The sequence below is a fragment of the Achromobacter deleyi genome, from assembly GCF_013116765.2.
In the GTDB taxonomy this organism is placed as follows: Bacteria; Pseudomonadota; Gammaproteobacteria; order Burkholderiales; family Burkholderiaceae_B; genus Achromobacter; species Achromobacter deleyi_A.
This window is the reverse complement of the sequence record NZ_CP074375.1, coordinates 838,217-858,231: the sequence shown is the minus strand read 5'-3', so window position 1 is coordinate 858,231 and position 20,015 is coordinate 838,217. Positions and strand designations below refer to the sequence as shown.

Below are 20,015 nucleotides of genomic sequence, written 5' to 3'. Positions count from 1 at the left end.
TTTCCTTCAACACGGAGGAAAGACGGTGAAGCCACACGTACGCAAGTTCTTCGCGGTATCCGCCAGCTTCGCGCTGCTGACCAGCCTGTCCGCCTGCGGCGGCGACGACGATGACGACGATTCCGTGCCCGAAACGCCGCCACAAACCAGCGTGCCCCAGGGCGCGACGCTGGACCTTGCCATCCTGGGCACCACCGACCTGCACGCCAATGTGCTGGGCTACGACTACTACAAGCTGGCCGAGGACAAGAGCTATGGCGTGGACCGCGCGGCCACGCTGATCGCCAACGCCCGCAAGCAGCACGCGAACACGCTGCTGTTCGACAACGGCGACACGATCCAGGGCACCGCCCTCTCGGACTACCAGGCGCTGGTATCGCCCGTGCAGTGCGCCGACATGATCGCGATCTACAAGCAGATGAAGCTGCTGTCCTATGACGCGGCCACCATGGGCAACCACGAGTTCAACTACGGCCTGCCCTTCCTGTCGCAGATCACCAACGTGGACTTCGGGCTGGCCGGCATCGGCAAGGGCACGGCGCAGACCAACCCGGCCGGCGCGAAGGACTGCGCGGCCCCTCAGTTCCCCTTCGTGTCGGCCAATGTGGTCTCGGCCGCAACCAAGCAGCCCATCTTCAAGCCCTGGGTGCTGCTGAACAAGACCTTCAAGGCCGCCGATGCCAGCGGCAAGAGCATCGACGTTACGCTCAAGGTCGGCGTGATCGGCTTTGCGCCCCCACCCATCCTGCAGTGGGACAAGGCCAATCTGGAAGGCCATGTAGAGGTCACCGGATGGAAGGAAACCGCGCAGCGCTACGTGCCGGAAATGAAGGCGGCCGGCGCGGACCTGATCGTGGCGCTGGCGCACGGCGGCATCGACATGGCCACGGCCTATGCCCCCGCCATGGAGAATGGCGCGGGCTATCTGAGCCAGGTGCCCGGCATCGACGCGCTGATCACCGGCCACCAGCACCTGCTGTTTCCCGACACGAACGCCAAATCCCAATTCGCCGGACAGCCTGGCATCGAGCTGGAGAAAGGCCTGATCAATGGCGTGCCGGCGGTGCAGGCGGGCCAGTGGGGCAACAACCTGGGGCAGATCACGCTGAAGCTGGCCTATGACAAGGGCTGGCAGGTGCAGAAGGACGCAACCCAGGTGCAGCGTATTTCCACACGCCTGACGGCGCAGAACGGCGCCACGCCGGCCACCTACGTCGAACCCGACGCCGCCGTGCAGCAGCTGGTCCAGGCGGAGCACGCGGCAACCATCGCCTACGTCAAGACGCCCATCGGCCAGAGCCAGTTCGACATGGCCACGTACTACGCGCTGACCGGCGACGTGTCCGCGCTGCAGGTCGTGAACATGGCGCAGATCGACTATCTGACGGACTACATCGCGAAGAACAGCCCCGCCTATGGCGCACTGCCCATCCTGTCGGCCGCCGCGCCCTTCAAGGGCGGCCGCAACGGCCCCGGCGACTTCACCTATGTGCGGCAAGGCAACATCGCCATCAACAACGCGGCCGACCTCTACCTGTATCCCAACACGCTGCAAGTGGTGCGAGTCAGCGGCGACATCGTGCGCCAGTGGCTGGAGAAAACCGCCGAGCAGTTCAGGCAGATCGACCCCGCGCAGGTCGCGCCCCAGGAACTGATCGACACGGGCTTTCCGACGTTCAACTTCGACGTGCTCTATGCCGCCGGCAACGCCCTGCAGTATGAGATCGACGTGACCCAGCCCAAGGGTTCGCGGATCACGGCGTTGACGTATCAGGGCGTGCCGCTGGATCCGGCCGCGCAGTTCCTGGTCGTCACCAACAACTACCGCGCCAGCGGCGGCGGCGACTTCCCCGGCCTGGCCGGCGGCAAGGGCGACATCGTGCTGCAGGCCCCGGACGCCAGCCGCGACGTGCTGATCAGCTACATCAAGAAGAATCCCACGCTGGACCTGGCGACCTATGGCCTGGATCGCAGCTGGCGCTTCGAGCAGCTGGGCGCCTTGGCCGGACCGGTGGTGTTCTCGTCGGTGCCCGGGTCCCTGGCGATGGCCGCGGCGCACGGCGTGACCAATGTCTCGGTGTACGACGCCACGCCGGACCCCGTGACGCAGCTGTCGCGCTACGCCGTCGACCTCAGCCTGTAAGCCACGCGGGCGCCCCGCGACGGGGCGCCCCGTCTATCGGTAGTACACGCAGATGCGCTTGCCGCCGATCTCGTGCACGTCGATCGGCAGTTCGTACAGATCGCTCAGCACTTCCGGCCGGATCAGTTCGGCCGGCGTTCCGTGGCGCGCGATGCGCCCCTGCCGCATGGCCACGATGCGGTCCGCGTAGCTGGACGCGAAGTTGATGTCGTGCAGCACCAGCACCACCGTCTTGCCCAGCTCGTCCGCCGCCCGGCGCAAGGTCCCCATCATGGCGACGGCGTGCCTCATGTCCAGGCTATTCAACGGCTCGTCCAGCAGCACGTAGCGCGTGTCCTGGCACAGCACCATCGCCACGAAGGCGCGCTGGCGCTGGCCGCCGGACATCTCGTCCAGGTAGCGGTCGGCCAGCGGCTCCAGATTCAGGTAGGCAATGGCCCGGTCGATATGCGCCTTGTCGTCCAGCGTCAGGCGGCCGCCGGTATGGGGGTAGCGGCCGAAGGCCACCAGGTCCTTCACCGTCAGCCGCAGCGGCAGGTGATTGTCCTGCCGCAGGATGGACAGGCGGCGCGCCAGCTCGCGGCTGTCCGCCTTCGTCACGTCCAGTCCTTCGACCAGCACGCGGCCCGCCGTCACCGGCAGCAGCCGGCTGACCATGGACAGCAAGGTCGACTTGCCCGCCCCGTTGGGCCCGATGATGGCGGTGACGCCGCCCGCGGGCAGATCGAGGCTGACCTCGTCGATCACCACGGTGTCGCCGTACTGCTTGCTGACTTTCTGGATTTCTATCATCGGCGCCTCTTGCGCAGGATCAGGACGAGGAACATCACGCCGCCCACGAATTCAATCACCACGCTGACCGTGGTGTTCAGGCCCAGCACGCGTTCGAGCAGCGTCTGGCCGCCCACCAGGAAGATCACGCTCAGCAGGGCCGCGGCGGGAACGGTGTGCTTGTGCTTGTCCGAACCCATGGCGTGGTAGGCCAGGTTGCTGACCAGCAGGCCGAAGAACGTCACCGGGCCTACCAGCGCCGTGGACACCGACACCAGCACGGCGATCGCCGCCAGGGTCAGCATCAGGGTGCGGCGGTAATCCACGCCCAGGTTTACGGAGATTTCCCGGCCCAGCGCCAGCACGTCGTAGCGGCGGCGCATCCGCCAGAGCAGCAGGGACGCCGCCAGCACGGCCGCCAGCGCGATCGGCAACAGCCCCACGCGCACCGAATTGAAGCTGGCGAACATGCGGTCCTGCAGCACCAGGAACTCGTTCGGATCGATCAGCCGCACCACGAAGTTGGACAGGCTGCGAAACAGCAGGCCGAAGATGATGCCCACCAGCATCATCAGGTGCAGGCTGCGCACGGCGTCCGAAAACAGCCAGCGAAACAGCAGGCAAGCGAACGCCGTCATGGCGCAGACCTCAAGCAGGAACGAGGCGACCGGATGGCTGGCGCTGGCCGCCGCCTGGCCGAAGCCGAACACCACCACCGCCTGGATCAGCAGGTACAAGGCATCGAAACCCATGATGGCGGGCGTCAGGATGCGGTTGTGCGTAATGGTCTGGAACAGCACCGACGACACCGCCACGGCATAGGCCACCAGCAGCATGGCCACGAGCTTGCCGCCGCGAAATGGAATCACGAACGACCACTGGCCGTTCGCGCCCAGCGTCATGAAGGCCGTCGCGCAGGCCAGCGCGACGCCGGCCAGCAACAGCAGGCGCCACGCCTGCGGCGCGCGCGCGGCGGACCCGCTAAGCGAGGACTCAACCAAGGCGGTTCCTCCGCGTGCGCAGCAGCCACAGGAACAGGATGCTGCCCAGCACGCCTACCACTGTCCCGATGGGAATCTCGTAAGGGTGGATGACCAGCCGGCCGATGATGTCGCAGGCCAGCACGAATATCCCGCCCAGCGCGGCCACCCACGGGATGGCCCGGCGCATGTTGTCGCCCAGCACCAGGCTGACGGCGTTGGGCACGATCAGGCCCAGGAAGGAAATGCCGCCCGCGGTCACGACGACCACGGCCGAAATGGCCGATACGATCAGCAGGCCCACCAGCGTCAGCCGCGCGTGGTTCAGGCCCAGGTTGGACGCGAACTCGCGCCCCATGCCGGCCACCGTGTAGCGGTCCGCGGCGGCGTAGGCCGCGCACGCCAGGCCGAAGCCGATCCACAGCAGCTCATAGCGTCCGCGCAGCACGCCCGAGAAATCACCCGTGGTCCAGGCGTGCAGCGATTGCAGCAGATCAAAGCGATATGCCACGAAGGTCGTCACCGCGTGGATCACGCCGCCCAGGATCAGGCCGATCAGCGGCACGATGAATGGCGTGCGCAGCGGCACGCGGCGCAGCAGCGCCAGGAACAGCAAGGTGCCGGCCAGGGCAAAGCCCGTGGCCGTCAGCATCTTGCCGATCACCGGGGTGTCGGGCGCCAACAGGGTGATGACCAGGATGCCCAGCGTGGCGGACTCGACGGTGCCGGCGGTCGTGGGCTCGACATAGCGGTTGCGCACCAGCATCTGCATGATCAGGCCCGCCACCGCCAGCGCCGTGCCCGCCAGCAGCAGGGCCAGCGTGCGCGGCACGCGGCTGACCAGCAGCAGGCGCCAGGCGCGCTCGGCGTCTTCGCCCCCGTTCCACAGCGCGGCCCACGGCATCTGGCCCGCGCCCAGGCTGATGCTGGCCGCGCACAGCAGGAGCAACAGCATCAGCGCCACGGCCAGGCCACCCCAGCCGCTGATCATTCGCCGCCAACTCACCGGCGGCCCTTCCACGCATCGTGCATTCCGCTTACTTTCCTTGCGCCAGCGCGGCTGCGATCTCGTCCACGTTCTGCTGCATGGCCGTCAGCCCGGCGCTGCCCAGCAGATACCAGTTGAAGCCGTTCAGGTAGACCACGCGCTTGTTCTTCCACGCCTTGGTCGGGCGCACAAGATCGTTGTCCAGCATGCGCTGGGCCGACACGCCTTCGCGGCCGATGGCGGCGTCGCGGTCGATCACGAACAGCCAGTCGGGGTCGGTCTGGGCGATGAACTCGAACGAGATCGCCTGGCCATGGTTCGACACGTTCAGGCCGGTCGCGGCGGGCTTGACGCCAAAGGCGTCATGGATCACCCCGAAACGCGAGCCCGGACCATAGGCGCTCATCTTGCCGCCGGTGGTCAACACGATCAGCGCGGTGCCGGCGTTGGCGGCCTTGCCCTGCAGGGCCGAAATGGACGCGCGCAACGCATCCAGCTTGTCCTTGGCCACCGCCTGCTTGCCGTAGATGGCGGCCAGCGTTTCGGTATTGCGCGTCACGCTGCCGACCAGGTCCTTGGCATTGACCGTGAGGTCCACCGTGGGAGCCAGCCTGGCCAGTTCGTCATACTTGGGCGCGGACCGGCCCGCCACGAAGATGACCTGCGGCGCGGCCGCGTGGATGACCTCGAAGTTGGGCTCGAACATCGTGCCCGCCTTCAGATAGCGTGAGTCGGCGTACTGGCTCAGCTGCGGCGGCAGCTTGGCGGCGCTGGGCACGCCCGTCGGCTCCACGCCCAGCGCGTGCATGGTGTCCAGCACGGCCAGGTCCAGCACGATCGTCTTGGACGGATTGGCCGGCACGGCGGTCTCGCCGCGCGCATGCTTGACCGGCAGCGTGGCCTGCGCGGCGCACACCGCGGCCGCGGCGCCCAGGGCCAGGGCCAGCCCGGTCCGGGCTGCCCAATGGCGGACACGGCCCGCTTGCGTTCTATTCGTCATAAAAACCTCTCTGTTGTGGGCGCATAGCGCCCGTCAATCTCAGAACTTCACGCCCACGCCGAGCCAGTAGCGGCGGCCGTCCTCGACATAACCGAAGTCTTCGTAGGCGACCTGCTTGTCGAACAGGTTGTAGATGCCGGCATAGACCGACACGGTCTTGTTCACCGCGTACGATCCGCCCAGGTCCACGAAGGTGTAGGAAGGAGCCACCAGGTCTCCCGACGACGGGCCGGTGATGGGCTGGCTTTCCCGGCCGCGGAAGTTCACGCGGGCCCAGGCCTGCAGCGCGTCGGACGGCTGCCAGTTCACGGTGGTGGTGAACAGGTGCTTGGGCAGCTGATTCAGCGGCTCGCCCTTGTATTGCCCGGACTTCTGCTCCGACTTCGTAAACGTGTAGCTGCTGGTCATGGACCAGTCGCTGGCCAGCGGCAGCTTCAGGCTGGCTTCGACCCCGCGCGACATGGCCTTGTCGACGTTCATGTACGTGGTGGGGTTCGAGCCGAACTGGTTGGGGCCTTCGGTGCACTGGGACAGCGGGCACGCCACGCGGGTGATCTTGTCCTTGAAGTCGTTGTTGAAGATCGTCACGCCGGCATTCATGCCTTCGCCGTCGTCATACAGAAGGCCGATTTCCTGGGTCACCGATTTCTCGGGCGTCAGGTCCGGGTTGCCGTACATGTTGCCGCCGCGGCTGACCTGGCCCCAGCCTGCCACCGTCTGGCGCAGGTCGGGCGCGCGAAAGCCCGTGGAGACTCCGCCCTTCAGGGTCCAGCGCTCCGCCATGTGCCACACGCCATACAGGCGCGGGCTGAAATGGCTGCCGAAGTTCTCGTCCTCGTCCATGCGCAGGCCGGTCGTGACGGCGAAGCTCTCGGTCAGGCGCCATTCGTCTTCGGCGAACAGGGCCCACTGATAGCGGTCCACATTGCTGGGGCCGCCGGCCAGCTGGTTGCCGGTCTGGTCGTTCAGGCGCTGGCTGAGATAGCTGCCGCCCAGCGTCAGCATGTGGGAACCCAGCGGCATGGACCAGGTGCTTTGCAGATCCAGGTTCTTGATCTTCATCTGGCGCGAACGGTTGTCGAACTCTTCCTGCTGCACATAGCTGTCCGACACGCTCCAGCCCCAGCGCCCGGTGTGCGACAGCGCCCACTTGTTGCTGCGGTAGTCGGTCTCGGACGACGCCGGGCAGCCGGTGCGCGCGCAGGCTTCGCCCGGCGCCAGCGGCTGTACCGTCTTGCCCAGCGTTTCCTGGAACTTCTGGCGCATCGTGGTCGCTTCCAGCACGATGTCGTGGTCGCGGTTGGGCGTCAGCGCCAGCTTGGCGGTCACGCTTTCCGCGTTGCGCTTGCGGAATCCGTCATAGATGTTGTCTTCGTCGCGCTGCGTGGCCTGGCCGTAGATCTGCAGGCCCAGCAGGTCGTTCTTGATCGGACCGGCCAGGTAGAAATTGCCCTGGTAGATGTCGCCCGACTTGTTGCTTTCCTGGATCGTGGTGTCCATGCGGATCTCTCCGCCCCACTCGTTCGGCACCTTGCGGGTGATGATGTTGATCACCCCGCCCATGGCGTCCGATCCGTACAGCGAAGACATCGGGCCGCGCACCACTTCAATGCGCTCGATGGCGGAAAGCGGCGGCGTCCAGCCGCCCTCGACGCCCGTGGAGTCCGAATTGGTGCGGGTCTCGCGGGAGCTCTGGCGCTTGCCGTCGATCAGGATCAGCGTGTATTTCGGTCCCATGCCGCGCAAGCTGATGTCCTGGCGGTCGCCGCCGCCGGTGACGATGACGCCCGGCACTTCCACCAGCGCATCGTTCAGGTCGCGGTAGAACTTCTTGTCCAGATCCTCGCGCGTGATGACGCTGATCGAAGCAGGCGCGTCCTGGATGCGCTGCTCGAAACCGCTGGCCGTGACCACCACGGTGTCCATCGTAGTGGTGGCGGTGTTCGCGCCCTGCGCCCAGACAGCCGCCGGTCCCATGCCAAAACCCGCGGCGCACAAGGCTGCGACCAACTGCTTGCGTGTCGCCACAACGCGCCGGCCAGCGGCCAGATCTTTCCTGCTCATGATTCCGATTTCTCCCGTCCCAGGCCCGCGCCGCACCCCGCGTGCGGCGTCGTGCCTGCCCTTCATTTATGAATGAAAACTATTCTCATATTAGAATTGGACCTGACGGAGGCCGGCAACACGCTTTCCGCAACTTTTATCTTCTTTGCATTTCTTGACACTCCGGCGCGCGGCCTTGGGCCAAACTGCCGGATGCAGGACGCTTACTACGCATGCCTTTCACTTATTCAGCGGTGTCGCGCCGCTTATTGCTGATCGACGACGACGTCGAGCTGGCACAGATGCTGCGCGAATACCTCGAACCCCATCACTGCCAGCTCACGCTGGCGCACACCGCCTCGCACGGACACGCCCTGCTGGCGCAGGACGATTTCGACCTGGTGCTGCTGGATCTGATGCTGCCCGACGGCAACGGCCTGGACCTGCTCAAGCACTACCGCCAGCGCTCTCGCCGTCCGGTCATCATGTTCACCGCGCATGGCGGCGAGACCGATCGCGTGCTGGGCCTGGAGTTCGGCGCCGACGACTACCTGGCCAAACCCTTCAGCCCGCGCGAACTCAAGGCCCGCATCACCGCGGTGATGCGCCGCTTTGAAGAAGCGCCGGAAGCGGCCAGGCCCAGCCTGAGCCTGGGCGCGCTGTCGCTGGACCCGGCCACGGGGCGCGTGCGCCTGGGCGCCGATGAAGTCGTGCTGACCGGCGCCGAACAGCGCATCCTGGAAATCCTCATGCGCGCGCCGGGCCAGGTGATCGCGCGCGACCAGATCGGCCTGTACGCGCTGGGCCGCACGCCAGACCGCTACGACCGCAGCATCGACACCCACATCAGCAGCCTGCGCAGGAAACTGCGCCTGGACTGCACCGCCGACACCCTGTCCATCCGCAATCTGCGCGGCCTGGGCTACGTGCTGGCCGGCCCGGCATGATGGGCTGGCTGCCTGCCCGCTCGCTGTTCTGGCGAGCCTTCCTGACCTTCTGGGGCGCAATGGCCGTCATTCTGGTTTGCGGAATGATGCTGACCGCCGCCGTTGCCTGGTATCGCTTCAATTCGCTGGACGGCCTGAACCCCGGCAACCTGACGCGCGACGCCGCCCAGATCGCGCGCACGCAGGGCCAGGACGGGCTGGCGCGCTGGGTCCGGATCATGGACGATCGCTACTCCGCCCTGCAGATCTATGTCATGGACAGCCAGGACGCGGATATCCTGGGCCGGCGCCTGCCCACCCGCATGCATGACTGGCTGAGCGCGTACCGCGCGGCGCCGGACCGGTCCCCGCAGGCGGACTACCTGCCCGTGGACCCCACGGGTGAACGCGTGTCCTGGTGGGAGCCGCAATTGCTTCGCCTGCCGGACGGTTCCGAACTGCTGATGCTGTTCCTGCCCTTCGACTCGTCGCGCTGGGAAGTCCTGGCGCTGTCTCCCGTGGCGCTGGCCCTGCTGCTGTTCGCACTGGCGGTGACCGCCCCCTTCTGCTGGGCCCTGACGCGCCACATCACCGCGCCCCTGGCGCAACTGCGCCACACCACCCATGCGCTGGCCGCGGGACACCTGGAAGCTCACACGCCACCGAAGCTGGCCCGGCGCAAGGACGAACTGGGCCTGCTGGCGCGGGATTTCGACGCCATGGCGGTCCGCCTGAAGGCCTTGGTCGACACGCGCGAGCAGCTGCTGCACAACATCGCGCACGAACTCCGGTCCCCACTCGCGCGGCTGCGCCTGGCCTCGGAACTGGCGCGGCGCAACGACGAACGGCACGACCTGCAGCTGGACCGCATCGAACGCGAATGCGAGCGCCTGGATACGCTGGTGGGCAACACGCTGCGGCTGGCGCGCGTGGGCGCGCTGCCCGTGCCCTCCGAAACGCTGGATCTGTCGGAGATCGTGTCCGACGTCGTGGAAGACGCGCGCTACGAAGCGGAAGGCCGCCACCTGCGCATAAGCTGGGATACGCCGCCTCCGGTGCCCATCGTCGGCGACCGCTGCAGCCTGGCAAGCGCCATCGAGAACGTGCTGCGCAACGCGTTGCGCTTCGCCCCGCCGCATAGCGCGATCCGCGTGCGCCTGCTGATCAACGCGAGCGAGGCGAGCCTGGAGATCGAGGATCGCGGGCCTGGCGTCGCCACCCAAGACCTGGCGTCCCTGTTCGAACCCTTCTACCGTGCGGCCTCGGCCACGCCGGGCAGCGGCGCCGGACTGGGGCTGTCGATCGCGCAGGCCGCGATCGTCGCGCACAAGGGTTCGATCTCCGCGCGCAACTTGTCCCCGCAAGGCTTGAGCGTGCGCATGGAACTGCCGCGGCTGCCCGGCTCCGGCAAATAAAAGGCCCCGCGCACGGCGAGGCCCTATGCCGGGACAGCCCGGCAGCCGCCGGGCAATCTTCCCGCGTCAGAACGTGATGTTCGCCGACACCCACAAGCGGCGGCCTTCCAGGACCTGCCGGTAGGAATTGGTCCAGTTGGCATTGGCTGCCGGCGCGGACGCGCCGACCTTGGTCGGGCCGTAGTTCACGAAGTTCTTGTCGAACAGGTTGAACACCGACGCCGACAAGGTCACGTTCTTGTTGACCACGTACGAGCCGCCCATGCTGGCCAGCCAGTACGGGTTGTAGAACACCTGTTCCTTCTCCCAGTTCAGATCGTTGAACTGCTTGGCGCGGTACTCGCCGCGGACCCAGGCATTGAACTGTTCGTTGATGCGCCAGTTCAGCCCCAGGTTCAAGGAGTGACGGGGCTGCGAACCCAGCGGCTGGCCCTGCTTGGCGCCCGAGGTCACTTCGCTGGCGGTCAGCGTGTAGTTGCCGTTGAAGGACACGCCGCCGTACAGCGGAATCCGGCCACCCAGCTCGAAGCCCTGGATGGTGGCGGAATCGATGTTCACGCGCTGCGAGAAGTTGTCGACCGGAACGCCGTTGCGCTCCCACACGCCCAGGTCCAGGCAACCCGGCGCGGGGCCGCCGCGGGCCAGGCAGTTCGGCACATTCTGGCTGTCGATCTTGTCCTTGAACTTGGTGTGGAAGGCGGTCAGGTTGCCCGACAGGCCTTCGCCATCGTCGAACAGCACGCCCAATTCGGACGAGGTGCTGCTCTCCGGCTTGAGCTGCGAATTGCCCAGCAGCGGCATGGTGCCCTGCGCGCCCAGGCCGATGATGCCGTCCGTCATCAGGTTGATGTCCGGCGTCTTGTAGCCCTTGCTCACGCCGCCCTTGAAGGTCCACGTCGGCGTCGCGTTCCATACCAGGTAGCCGCGCGGACTCCACTTGCCGCCGAACTGCTCGTTGCGGTCATAGCGCGCGCCGGCGGTCAGCGCCAGGCTATCCACGATGCGCCATTCGTCTTCCGCGAACAGCGCCCATTGGTACTGCCGCTGGTCCAGCGGCGCCGACACCAGCGTGTCCTTGAATTGCTGCTCGCGCCACTGGCCGCCCATGGTCAGGTTGTGGCGCTCGTTGAACAGCGGCATCGTCCACTTGGTATCGAACACCCAGTTGTCGTATTCCAGGTCGCGCTTGTCGCCATCGGTAGGCTGGCGCGGCACGTTCATCGGGTTCGTGCGGCCGATGGTCTCGGTGGTGTCGTAGACCAGGCTGGTATCCGAGCTGACCGAACCGCTGTAGCGGCCCAGGTGAGTCAGCGCGTAGCGCTGGCGGTTGAACTTCATCTCGGGTTCATAGCCGCCGCCCTGGCGGTTGCGCGCCACGCTGGAGTTCAGCGTGCCCAGTTCGCCATTGGAGTTGTCGAAGGTCTGCCAGTTGCTGTCCACGTCGAACATGATGTCGTGGTTGCGGTTGGGCGTCAGCGACAGCCGCAAGCCCACGTTCTGCTGCGTGCTGTCGCCCAGGCCGCTGAAGCTGGCGATGTCGCCGGTGTAGTTGCCGCTGTTGTACTCGGCCTGGTTGAGGGGATAGCTGCCGTGCGCGCTCAGGCGGCGGTAATGGCCGCCGCGCAGGCTCAGGCCCAGCTTGTCGGTCTTCAAGGGGCCGCTCAGATAGAAAGCCGCGCCGTAGTTGTTGCCAAAGCGGTTGTCGCCCTGCGCCGTGCCGTCCAGCGTAAGCTGGCCGGTCCATTCCTGGCCGACCTTGCGGGTGATGATGTTGATCACGCCGCCCATCGCGTCGGACCCGTACAGGGTGGACATGGGGCCGCGCACCACCTCGATGCGCTCGATGGCGGCCATCGGCGGGATGAAGTTGGTGTCCACGTCGCCAAACCCGTTGGCGCGCGCGCCCGAACTATTCTGATTCAGCCGCTTGCCGTCGACGAGCACCAGCGTGTAGTCGCTGGGCATGCCGCGGATGCTGATGTTCATGCCGCCTGCCTTGCCGCCCCGCTCCACCGACACTCCTTCCACATCGGCCACTGCGTCGGCCAAGTTGTGGAAAGGCCGGGTTTCCAGCTGTTCGCGCGTGATCACCGAAATGGACGCCGGCGCATTCCGGATCTCTTGCTCGAAGCCGGACGCCGTCACCACGACGGTATCCATCTGCGCCACGCCCATGGTGTCTTCCAGGCCGGCCGTGCCGGTCTGCGCCTGGGCGCTGCCCGCCGCGGCGATGGCCAGCGCGAGCGGCAAAAGACGGAAGCCCGTGAAGGATGTTGCACGTGCTCCCCCGGAGCCGTTGATGCTTTTCTGAATCGACATGGGAATCAAATAAAAAAACCGCCCTGGGAGGCGGCGCGCGCACTGCGCTGATTGGAATTTTTTATGGAACGGCAATGATAGGCATTCCTATTATTTGATTCAACTTTTCGTCAGCTTTTATTCAGAAATATGAAAGTTTTTAGATAAATCTCAAAAAAACGATGTATCTGCACGACAACTTTCGTTATCGCGCAGCGTACAACCGGGGTCGGATTGTCAGTCGGAATCGGCCAGAATGGCGGCCGGCAGACGCGGCAGGACGCGCATGGCGTTGGCGGTCGTGGCGTGCGCCACCTGCGCCGGCGAGATGCCGCGCAACTCCGCCAGCACCTGCGCGATGCGGACCAGTTCGCCGGGCCGGTTGCGGCGCTCGGGCGGATGCAGCCAGGCGGGGGGAATGTCAGGCGCGTCGGTTTCCAGCACCAGGTGCTCCAGCCCCACGTCCACCGCGTGGCGGCGGATCTGGAGGGCGCGCTCGTAGGTCATGGCGCCGCCCATCCCCAGCGCGAAGCCATGGTCGATGAACGCCTGCGCCTGCTGGGCGCTGCCGTTGAACGCATGCGCGATCCCGCCGATGCGGTCATGGCGGCGCAGATGCTTCAAGAGTATGTCCTGGGACTTGCGCACATGCAGCAGCACGGGCAGCCGGAATTCGGCGGCCATCGCCAATTGCGCGGCATAGAACCGTTCCTGGCGTTCCCGCGGTTCGCCGGAGGCGATCCCGGGCACGAAGAAATCCAGGCCGATCTCGCCGATGGCGACAAAGCGGGGGTCCCCCAGCGACTGCCGGATGGCGTCGCGCAGCGCGTCCAGGTCTGAATCGGCCGCGCGCTGCACGTAGAGGGGATGGATGCCGAGCGCGTAGGCGCCCCCGGCGACCTGGGCGGCCAGGTCGCGCACCACCGGGAAGTTGGCGCGCTCGATCGCGGGGATGACGATGGCCTGGACTCCGGCCTCGCAGGCCTGGTCGGCCACCTGTTCACGGTCGGCGTCGAACTCCGCGGCGTCCAGGTGGCAGTGGGTATCGATGAGCATGGGCGGTGGCCTCCTTGCCTGGATTATCCGCCCGTCCCGTCTCAGGGCCTATGCAACTAACCCGAAACCAGGCGGCCGTTTTCCATCAGCAACTGGCGGTCGGCCCGGGCGGCCAGTTCCGGGTCGTGCGTCACGATGGCGAATGCCGTGCCCGATTCCTGGTTCACCTGCGTGAGCAGTTCGAACATATTGTGCGCCGTGTGCCGGTCCAGGTTGCCCGTGGGTTCGTCGGCCAGCACGCACACGGGGCGCGTCACCAGCGCGCGCGCCAGCGCCACGCGCTGGCGTTCGCCGCCCGACAGCTGCCCCGGAAAGTGGCCTTCCCGGGCGGACAGGCCCACCAGGCGCAGAACCTCGTGCGCGGCCTGGCGCGCCATGTCGCGGTTCTCGCGGCGCACGATCAGCGGCATGGCCACGTTGTCCAGCGCCGAAAACTCCGCCAGCAGGTGGTGGAACTGGTAGACAAAACCCAGGCTGCGGTTGCGCACCGCGCTCTTCCTGGCTTCGGACAGGCCGACGGCAAGTTGCCCGTCGACGGACACCGAGCCGCTGGAAGGCATGTCCAGCAAGCCCAGGATATGCAGCAAGGTGCTTTTGCCGGAGCCCGACGCGCCCACGATGGCGACCATTTCGCCGCGCGCCACCGACAGGCTGACGTTGCTCAGGACTTCGATGCGGGCGGGGCCTTCGTCGTACACCTTGACGATGTTGTCGGCCTGCAGCGCGGGCGTCAAGGAATCAGTCATGGCGCAGCACCTGTGCGGGTTGCAGGCGCGAGGCGCGCCAGCTCGGATACAAGGTCGCCAGCAGCGACAGCACCAGGGACGTCACGCCGATCGTGACGATGTCGCCGATCTGGGGATCCGACGGCAAGGCGCTGATGAAATAGATCTCGCGCGGCAGGAAATGCACGCCCAGCAGGCGCTCGATGAAGGGCACGATCACATCGACGTTGTAGGCGATGGCGATGCCGCCCGCCACGCCCAGCAAGGTGCCGATCACGCCGATCAGCGCGCCCTGCACCAGGAAGATGCGCGCCACTTCGCCGGGCCCCGCGCCCAGCGTGCGCAGGATGGCGATGTCGGATTGCTTGTCCTTCACGGCCATGACCAGGGACGACAGCAGGTTGAACGCCGCCACCGCCACGATCAGCGCCAGGATCAGGAACATCATGCGCTTTTCGGTCTGCACCGCCGCGAACCACGTGCGGTTGTTGCGCGACCAGTCGCTGGCCATCACATAGGGCGGCAGGACCTTCCTCAGCTCGGCCGCCACCTCGGGCGCCTTCTGCATGTCGGCGATGCGCAGGCGCACGCCGGCGGTGCCGCTTTCACGGAACACCCGGGCGGCATCCTCGTTGTCGACGAAGGCCAGCGAGGAATCGTATTCATAGTGGCCGGAAGAAAACACGCCCACCACGGTGAACTGGCGCATGCGCGGCGCGAAGCCCGCCGGGCTGATCGAGCCCTGCGGCGCCATCATCAGCAGCGTGTCGCCCAGCTTGACGCCCATGCCGTCGGCCAGTTCGTTGCCCAGCACCACGCCAAAGCCGCCGGGCTTCAGGTCGGTCAGCTTGCCCGACACCATCTGCCGGGGCAGGTCGGACACATTGCCCTCGGTGCCGGGGTCGATGCCGCGCACCTGGACCCCGCGCAAGGCCTGCCCTCGCACCAGCATGCCCTGGGCCGCCACGAACGGCGCGCCGGCCTTGACCTCGCGATTCTGCTCGGCCGCGGTGGCGAACTGCTGCCACTGCTCCAGCACCCGCTCGGGCGATGCGCCGGGAATGTAGAGTTCGATGTGCGGCAGCACCGACAGCATGCGGTCACGCACTTCCTTCTGGAACCCGTTCATCACGGACAGCACCACGATCAGGGCGGCGACGCCCAGCGCGATGCCGGCCATGGAGCTGGCGGCGATGAAGGAGATGAAGCGATCGCGGCGCCCGCGTCGCTGGCGGATTCGGGCCAACCCGGCATAGCGGGCGCCTATCCAGAGTTCGTAGGGTATTTTCAGCACGTGCGCATTATTGCATTAACCGCCTGCGAATCGCCCCACGGATGTGCGGTTCCACGACCAGGCGTGACAACCTATGGCAGCCGCCGGCGTTGCTTAGTTCCCGTGGCTGGCGCGGACTACAATCGCGCCCATGCTGATTGTCATTCCGGGCGCACTGCCCGCCCTCCCCGTTGCCGCCGAACTGGCCAAGCTCCTGCCGGAACGCGCGCCCACGCTGCACGGCTGGCTGCTGGCCGCCGCCGCCCGGCCCCAAGCCTTCGACCTGCGCGCGCATGGCTGTACGGCCTTTGAATCCTGGCAACTCGACCGCGCGGGCTATAAGCCCGAACCGGACCTCCTGCAAGGCGCCGGCCTGGGACCGCTGCTGGCCGGCCGACAGGATGGCAATGAAGCCGTCTGGCTGGCGGAACTGGTTCATCTGGCGCTGGGCACCGATCAGGCCACCCTGCTGGACCCCGGCATGATGGAGCTGCGCGCCGAGGAAACGGCCGCCCTGCTGGAAACGGCCCGCCCCTTGTTCGAGGACACCGGCTTCGCGGTCGAGGCCTTGTCGCCCGAACGCTGGCGCCTGCGCCTGCCGGAAGGCCTGCGCCCGCAGACCGGCAGCCCGATGGCCGTGGCCGGGCAGCGCCTCAACGAATGGTGGCGCCAGGACGCGGCAACGCGCCCGTGGCGGCGCCTGCTCAATGAAATCCAGATGGCGTGGCACGAACACCCCGTCAACGACGCCCGCGCGGCCCGTGGCCTGCCCCCGGTCAACGCGCTCTGGCTGTATGGCGGCGGCACGCCCTGGACGGCGGCGGCGGCAGGCCCCGCGCAGGTGCTGACCGGGCTGGACGCCCCCCAGCGGGCCGGCGACTGGGCCGCCTGGCTGGACGCCCTGGCCGAACTCGATGCGCGGCACCTGCGCCCGCTGGCTGGCAGGAAAGGCCTGCCGGACGCGCCCGCCGACCTGCTGCTGCTGGGCGACGACCGCAAGGTCGCCCTTACCCTCAAACCGCGCGGGGGCCTGCTCGGCTTGCTGCCCGCGCCCAAGAAAAACTGGAGCGCCTGGTGGTCTCACCCCGCTTAACCATCCGCCCGGCCGACCTGGCCGCCTGCCACGCCCTGGAAGCCGCGGGCGTCCATCCCCTGCTGGCGCGCCTGTGGGCCGCCCGCGGGGTGACGCATCCCGACCAGACCAGGCTGGCCTGGCCGTCGCTGTTGCCGCCTGCCGGCCTGACGCATTCCGCGCACGCCGCCGGCGTCCTGGCCGACGCCATCCAGGCCGGCAACAAGCTGCTCATCGTGGCCGACTACGATTGCGACGGCGCCACCGCCTGCGCGGTCGGATTGCGCGCCCTGTCCGCCATGGGCGCGGACGTGGACTTCCTGGTCCCCAACCGCTTCGAGACCGGCTACGGCCTGTCTCCCGCCGTCGTGGACCTGGCCTGCCAGCACCGCGCCGGCAAGCCCGACATCATCATCACGGTGGACAACGGCATCGCCAGCGTGGACGGCGTGGCCGCCGCCAACGCCGCCGGCATCGGCGTGGTCATCACCGACCACCACTTGCCGGGCGACACCCTGCCGGATGCCCTGGCCATCGTGAACCCCAACCAGCCCGGCTGCGGCTTTCCTTCCAAGAACCTGGCCGGCGTGGGCGTCATCTTCTACATGATGCTGGCCCTGCGCGCCGAGCTGCGCCGCCGCGGCGTCTACGCCGCCGACGGGGGCCCCCGCCTGGACGCGCTGTCCGACCTGGTGGCGCTGGGCACGGTGGCCGACGTGGTCAAGCTGGACGCCAACAACCGCCTGCTCGTCACGCAGGGCCTGCAGCGCATGCGCAGCGGCCGCCTGCAGCCGGGGCTGCGCGCGCTGTTCGCCGTCGCCGGCCGCGAGCCGCGCAGCGCCAACGGTTTCGACCTGGGCTTTGCGCTGGGTCCGCGCATCAACGCCGCCGGCCGGCTGGCCGACATGAGCCTGGGCATTGCCTGCCTGACGACCGACGACGAAGCCCAGGCGCTGGAAATGGCCCGCGAACTCGACAACATCAACCGCGAACGCCGCACGATCGAAGCCGAGATGCGCGAGCAGGCCCTGGCCGCGATGGAAGAGCCCAACGCATCGGCGGGCGCCACCGTCTGCGTGTTCGATCCGGGCTGGCACCAGGGCGTCGTGGGCCTGGTGGCCTCGCGCCTGAAGGAGAAATTCTGGCGCCCCACGCTGGCTTTCGCCCCCGCGGGCGACGACGAGATCCGCGGCTCCGGCCGCTCGATCCCCGACGTGCACCTGCGCGACGCGCTGGACCTGGTGTCCAAGCGCCATCCCAACCTGATCCGCAAGTTCGGCGGCCATGCCATGGCGGCCGGCCTGACGCTGGGCAAGGCCGACTTTCCCGCCTTCGCGCCCGCCTTCGACGCCGCCGTGCGCGAGTTGACGGGGCGCGACACCTTCGAGCCCGTGATCGAAACCGATGGATCGCTGGAAACGGGCTACGCCAATGCCGACGTGGCCGGCATGCTGCAGCAGCAGGTCTGGGGCGCGGGCTTCGCCGCCCCCCTGTTCCTGGACGAGTTCGTGGTGCGCAACCAGCGCCTGGTGGGTGAAAAGCACCTGAAGCTGTCGCTGGAACGCGGCCACCAGCGCTTTGACGCCATCTGGTTCGGCCACGACCAGTCCCTGCCGGAACACATCCAGGCCGCCTACCGCCTGGAGCAGAACGTCTGGAACGGCATGGTGTCGGTACAGCTGGTCATCGAACACGCCGCATAAAAAAAGCGGCGGGCGCCCGATACCGGAACGCCCGCCGCCGGCCCTGCCTCGCGGCAAGTTCTACTTGTTCACCAGCCTGGCCGGCTGCGCCAGCGCCACCAGCGCGCCCACCACCAGGCACCCCGCCAGCATGTACAGCCCGGTATTGGTCGTGCCCGTCATGTCCTTCAGCCAACCCACCAGGTAGGGGCTGACAAAGCCCGCCAGGTTGCCCACCGAGTTGATCAGCGCGATGCCCGCCGCGGCGGCGGTGCCGCCCAGAACCGCCGTCGGCAGGCTCCAGAACAGCGGCAACACCGTGCAGATGCCGATGTTGGCCACGGTCAGCGCCAGAATCGCCAGGATCGTATTGCCGCTCCAGACGGCCGAGAAGAACAGCCCCACCGCCCCGAACAGCGCCGGCACGGCGACGTGCCAGCGGCGCTCGCGGTGCCGGTCCGAATTGCGCGAGATCAGGATCATGCCGATCACGGCAAACAGGTTGGGAATCGCGGTCAGGAGGCCGATCGCCAGCGGGCTTTGCACACCCGTGCCCTTGATCAGGGTCGGCATCCAGAAGCCCACGCCATACAGCCCCATCACGAACGAGAAATAGATCAGCGCCATCGCCCACACGCGCGGCTTGGTCAGCGCAATGCGCAGCGGCGGGTCTTCCTTCTGCTGTTCCTCGGCCGCGATGTTGCGGATCAGCACCGCCTTTTCGTTGGCCGTCAGCCACTTGGCCTTGTTGATGCGGTCATCCAGATAGATCAGCACCAGCACGCCGATCAGCACCGACGGAATGCCTTCCAGCAGGAACAGCCATTGCCAGCCCGACAGGCCGTGGTCGCCGTGGAAGGTTGCCATGATCCAGCCCGAGATCGGGCCGCCGATCAGTCCGGACATGGGCACCGCCGTCATGAAGAACGTCGTGATGCGGCCGCGCCGCGCCGCCGGATACCAGTACGTCAGGTACAGGATGATGCCGGGAAAGAAGCCCGCCTCCGCCGCGCCCAGCAGGAAACGCAGGGCATAGAACATGTGTACGCTGGTCACGAACATCATGCAGGCGGAAATGATCCCCCACGTGATCATGATCCGCGCGATCCAGATCCGGGCCCCCACCTTGTGCAGGATGATGTTGCTGGGAATCTCGAAAATGAAATAGCCGATGAAGAAAATGCCGGCGCCCAGCCCGTACACCGTTTCGCTGAATTGAAGCTCCTGCAGCATCTGCAGCTTGGCGAAGCCCACATTGACGCGGTCCAGATAGGCCACGACATAGCAGACCACCAGCAACGGCACCAGCCGCCAGCCCACCTTGCGATAAATGCGGTCCTCCTCACTCGCCGGGATCGCCGGCGTGACCCCGGGGGTCATCGTGTTTTCCATCAATGTCTCCATTCCTCTGGCGGGATAGGCCGGCTGACTGCCGGCATCGTCGCGGTCCGCCCATCCCAAACCGGGGACGACATGGCCGCCTGGCAAGCCTAGAACCCCAGGGTTGACAAAAAACTGAACAACTCCGTCCTATCCACGCAAACCCCTAGAAACCGATCCGTCCCCCGTCTTGCGGCACGCGCCCGCGAACTTGGCCCATCCACGGTAAAATGCCAGGTTTCGCACAAAAGTCATCAGGACAG

General features: G+C 66.9%; 15 protein-coding genes. 5 read left to right on the top strand and 10 right to left on the bottom strand.

What is annotated here, in order from left to right; all coding sequences use genetic code 11:
- The first annotated feature begins 25 nt into the window (after window positions 1-25).
- Window positions 26-2,143, top strand: coding sequence for a 5'-nucleotidase C-terminal domain-containing protein (locus HLG70_RS03985; RefSeq protein WP_171663853.1), 2,118 nt, complete (start codon window positions 26-28; stop codon window positions 2,141-2,143).
- A gap of 33 nt (window positions 2,144-2,176) precedes the next feature.
- Here HLG70_RS03985 and HLG70_RS03980 read toward each other — a convergent pair whose 3' ends face one another.
- Genes HLG70_RS03980 through HLG70_RS03960 form a run of 5 tightly spaced genes read right to left on the bottom strand, consistent with a single transcriptional unit; the run spans window position 2,177 to window position 7,946 of the window.
- Complete coding sequence (locus tag HLG70_RS03980; RefSeq protein ID WP_171663854.1) at window positions 2,177-2,935, bottom strand: iron ABC transporter ATP-binding protein; 759 nt, start codon at window positions 2,933-2,935, stop codon at window positions 2,177-2,179.
- Window positions 2,932-3,915: an iron chelate uptake ABC transporter family permease subunit gene (locus HLG70_RS03975; RefSeq protein WP_171663855.1), complete on the bottom strand. Its 984-nt coding sequence runs from the start codon at window positions 3,913-3,915 to the stop codon at window positions 2,932-2,934. Before HLG70_RS03975 ends, HLG70_RS03980 begins: the two co-directional genes overlap by 4 nt.
- Complete coding sequence (locus tag HLG70_RS03970; protein ID WP_171663856.1) at window positions 3,908-4,885, bottom strand: ABC transporter permease; 978 nt, start codon at window positions 4,883-4,885, stop codon at window positions 3,908-3,910. The genes HLG70_RS03975 and HLG70_RS03970 overlap by 8 nt, the downstream gene beginning before the upstream one ends.
- A gap of 46 nt (window positions 4,886-4,931) precedes the next feature.
- On the bottom strand, window positions 4,932-5,882 hold the full coding sequence (locus HLG70_RS03965) for a siderophore ABC transporter substrate-binding protein (protein WP_171663857.1): 951 nt from the start codon (window positions 5,880-5,882) through the stop codon (window positions 4,932-4,934).
- A gap of 39 nt (window positions 5,883-5,921) precedes the next feature.
- Window positions 5,922-7,946: a ligand-gated channel protein gene (locus HLG70_RS03960; protein ID WP_171663858.1), complete on the bottom strand. Its 2,025-nt coding sequence runs from the start codon at window positions 7,944-7,946 to the stop codon at window positions 5,922-5,924.
- Between the two features lie 212 nt (window positions 7,947-8,158).
- Here HLG70_RS03960 and HLG70_RS03955 point away from each other — a divergent pair, with 212 nt between their 5' ends.
- Entirely contained in the window at window positions 8,159-8,872 is a 714-nt protein-coding gene (locus HLG70_RS03955) for a response regulator transcription factor (RefSeq protein WP_171663859.1), read from the top strand.
- Window positions 8,872-10,266 carry a HAMP domain-containing sensor histidine kinase gene (locus HLG70_RS03950; protein ID WP_171663990.1) on the top strand — a complete coding sequence of 465 codons (1,395 nt, stop codon included), beginning with the start codon at window positions 8,872-8,874 and terminating at the stop codon, window positions 10,264-10,266. Before HLG70_RS03955 ends, HLG70_RS03950 begins: the two co-directional genes overlap by 1 nt.
- A 66-nt stretch (window positions 10,267-10,332) precedes the next feature.
- Here the strand turns inward: HLG70_RS03950 and HLG70_RS03945 are convergent, their stop codons facing one another.
- From HLG70_RS03945 to HLG70_RS03930, 4 genes are all read right to left on the bottom strand, one after another.
- Window positions 10,333-12,585: a TonB-dependent receptor domain-containing protein gene (locus HLG70_RS03945; protein ID WP_171663860.1), complete on the bottom strand. Its 2,253-nt coding sequence runs from the start codon at window positions 12,583-12,585 to the stop codon at window positions 10,333-10,335.
- Window positions 12,586-12,801: 216 nt separating this feature from the next.
- Window positions 12,802-13,620, bottom strand: a complete 819-nt coding sequence (locus HLG70_RS03940) for a TatD family hydrolase (protein ID WP_171663861.1) — start codon at window positions 13,618-13,620, stop codon at window positions 12,802-12,804.
- Window positions 13,621-13,676: 56 nt separating this feature from the next.
- The gene (locus HLG70_RS03935) at window positions 13,677-14,366 is read right to left on the bottom strand and encodes an ABC transporter ATP-binding protein (RefSeq protein WP_171663862.1); all 690 of its coding nucleotides are present in this window, start codon (window positions 14,364-14,366) and stop codon (window positions 13,677-13,679) included.
- A complete protein-coding gene (locus HLG70_RS03930) occupies window positions 14,359-15,591 on the bottom strand; it encodes a lipoprotein-releasing ABC transporter permease subunit (protein ID WP_234103479.1) in 1,233 nt (410 codons plus the stop codon). Before HLG70_RS03930 ends, HLG70_RS03935 begins: the two co-directional genes overlap by 8 nt.
- A 178-nt stretch (window positions 15,592-15,769) precedes the next feature.
- Between HLG70_RS03930 and HLG70_RS03925 the strand changes: the two genes are divergently transcribed.
- Together HLG70_RS03925 and recJ are read left to right on the top strand one after the other, a co-directional pair.
- The gene (locus tag HLG70_RS03925; protein ID WP_171663864.1) at window positions 15,770-16,711 is read left to right on the top strand and encodes a hypothetical protein; all 942 of its coding nucleotides are present in this window, start codon (window positions 15,770-15,772) and stop codon (window positions 16,709-16,711) included.
- Entirely contained in the window at window positions 16,693-18,393 is a 1,701-nt protein-coding gene (gene recJ, locus HLG70_RS03920; RefSeq protein WP_171663865.1) for a single-stranded-DNA-specific exonuclease RecJ, read from the top strand. The genes HLG70_RS03925 and recJ overlap by 19 nt, the downstream gene beginning before the upstream one ends.
- Before the next feature lie 60 nt (window positions 18,394-18,453).
- Here the strand turns inward: recJ and HLG70_RS03915 are convergent, their stop codons facing one another.
- Window positions 18,454-19,764 (bottom strand): MFS transporter, encoded by a 1,311-nt coding sequence (locus HLG70_RS03915; protein ID WP_171663866.1) that lies wholly within the window; start codon window positions 19,762-19,764, stop codon window positions 18,454-18,456.
- Window positions 19,765-20,015 lie beyond the last annotated feature (251 nt).

Coding starts and splice junctions, on each gene's coding strand:
- HLG70_RS03950 (WP_171663990.1), top strand. CDS start 8,872: ATGGGCTGGCTGCCTGCCCGCTCGCTGTTCTGGCGAGCCTTCCTGACC.
- HLG70_RS03935 (WP_171663862.1), bottom strand. CDS start 14,366: ATGACTGATTCCTTGACGCCCGCGCTGCAGGCCGACAACATCGTCAAG.
- HLG70_RS03960 (WP_171663858.1), bottom strand. CDS start 7,946: ATGAGCAGGAAAGATCTGGCCGCTGGCCGGCGCGTTGTGGCGACACGC.
- HLG70_RS03925 (WP_171663864.1), top strand. CDS start 15,770: ATGCTGATTGTCATTCCGGGCGCACTGCCCGCCCTCCCCGTTGCCGCC.
- HLG70_RS03915 (WP_171663866.1), bottom strand. CDS start 19,764: ATGGAAAACACGATGACCCCCGGGGTCACGCCGGCGATCCCGGCGAGT.
- HLG70_RS03940 (WP_171663861.1), bottom strand. CDS start 13,620: ATGCTCATCGATACCCACTGCCACCTGGACGCCGCGGAGTTCGACGCC.
- HLG70_RS03980 (WP_171663854.1), bottom strand. CDS start 2,935: ATGATAGAAATCCAGAAAGTCAGCAAGCAGTACGGCGACACCGTGGTG.
- HLG70_RS03970 (WP_171663856.1), bottom strand. CDS start 4,885: ATGATCAGCGGCTGGGGTGGCCTGGCCGTGGCGCTGATGCTGTTGCTC.
- HLG70_RS03965 (WP_171663857.1), bottom strand. CDS start 5,882: ATGACGAATAGAACGCAAGCGGGCCGTGTCCGCCATTGGGCAGCCCGG.
- HLG70_RS03945 (WP_171663860.1), bottom strand. CDS start 12,585: ATGTCGATTCAGAAAAGCATCAACGGCTCCGGGGGAGCACGTGCAACA.
- HLG70_RS03955 (WP_171663859.1), top strand. CDS start 8,159: ATGCCTTTCACTTATTCAGCGGTGTCGCGCCGCTTATTGCTGATCGAC.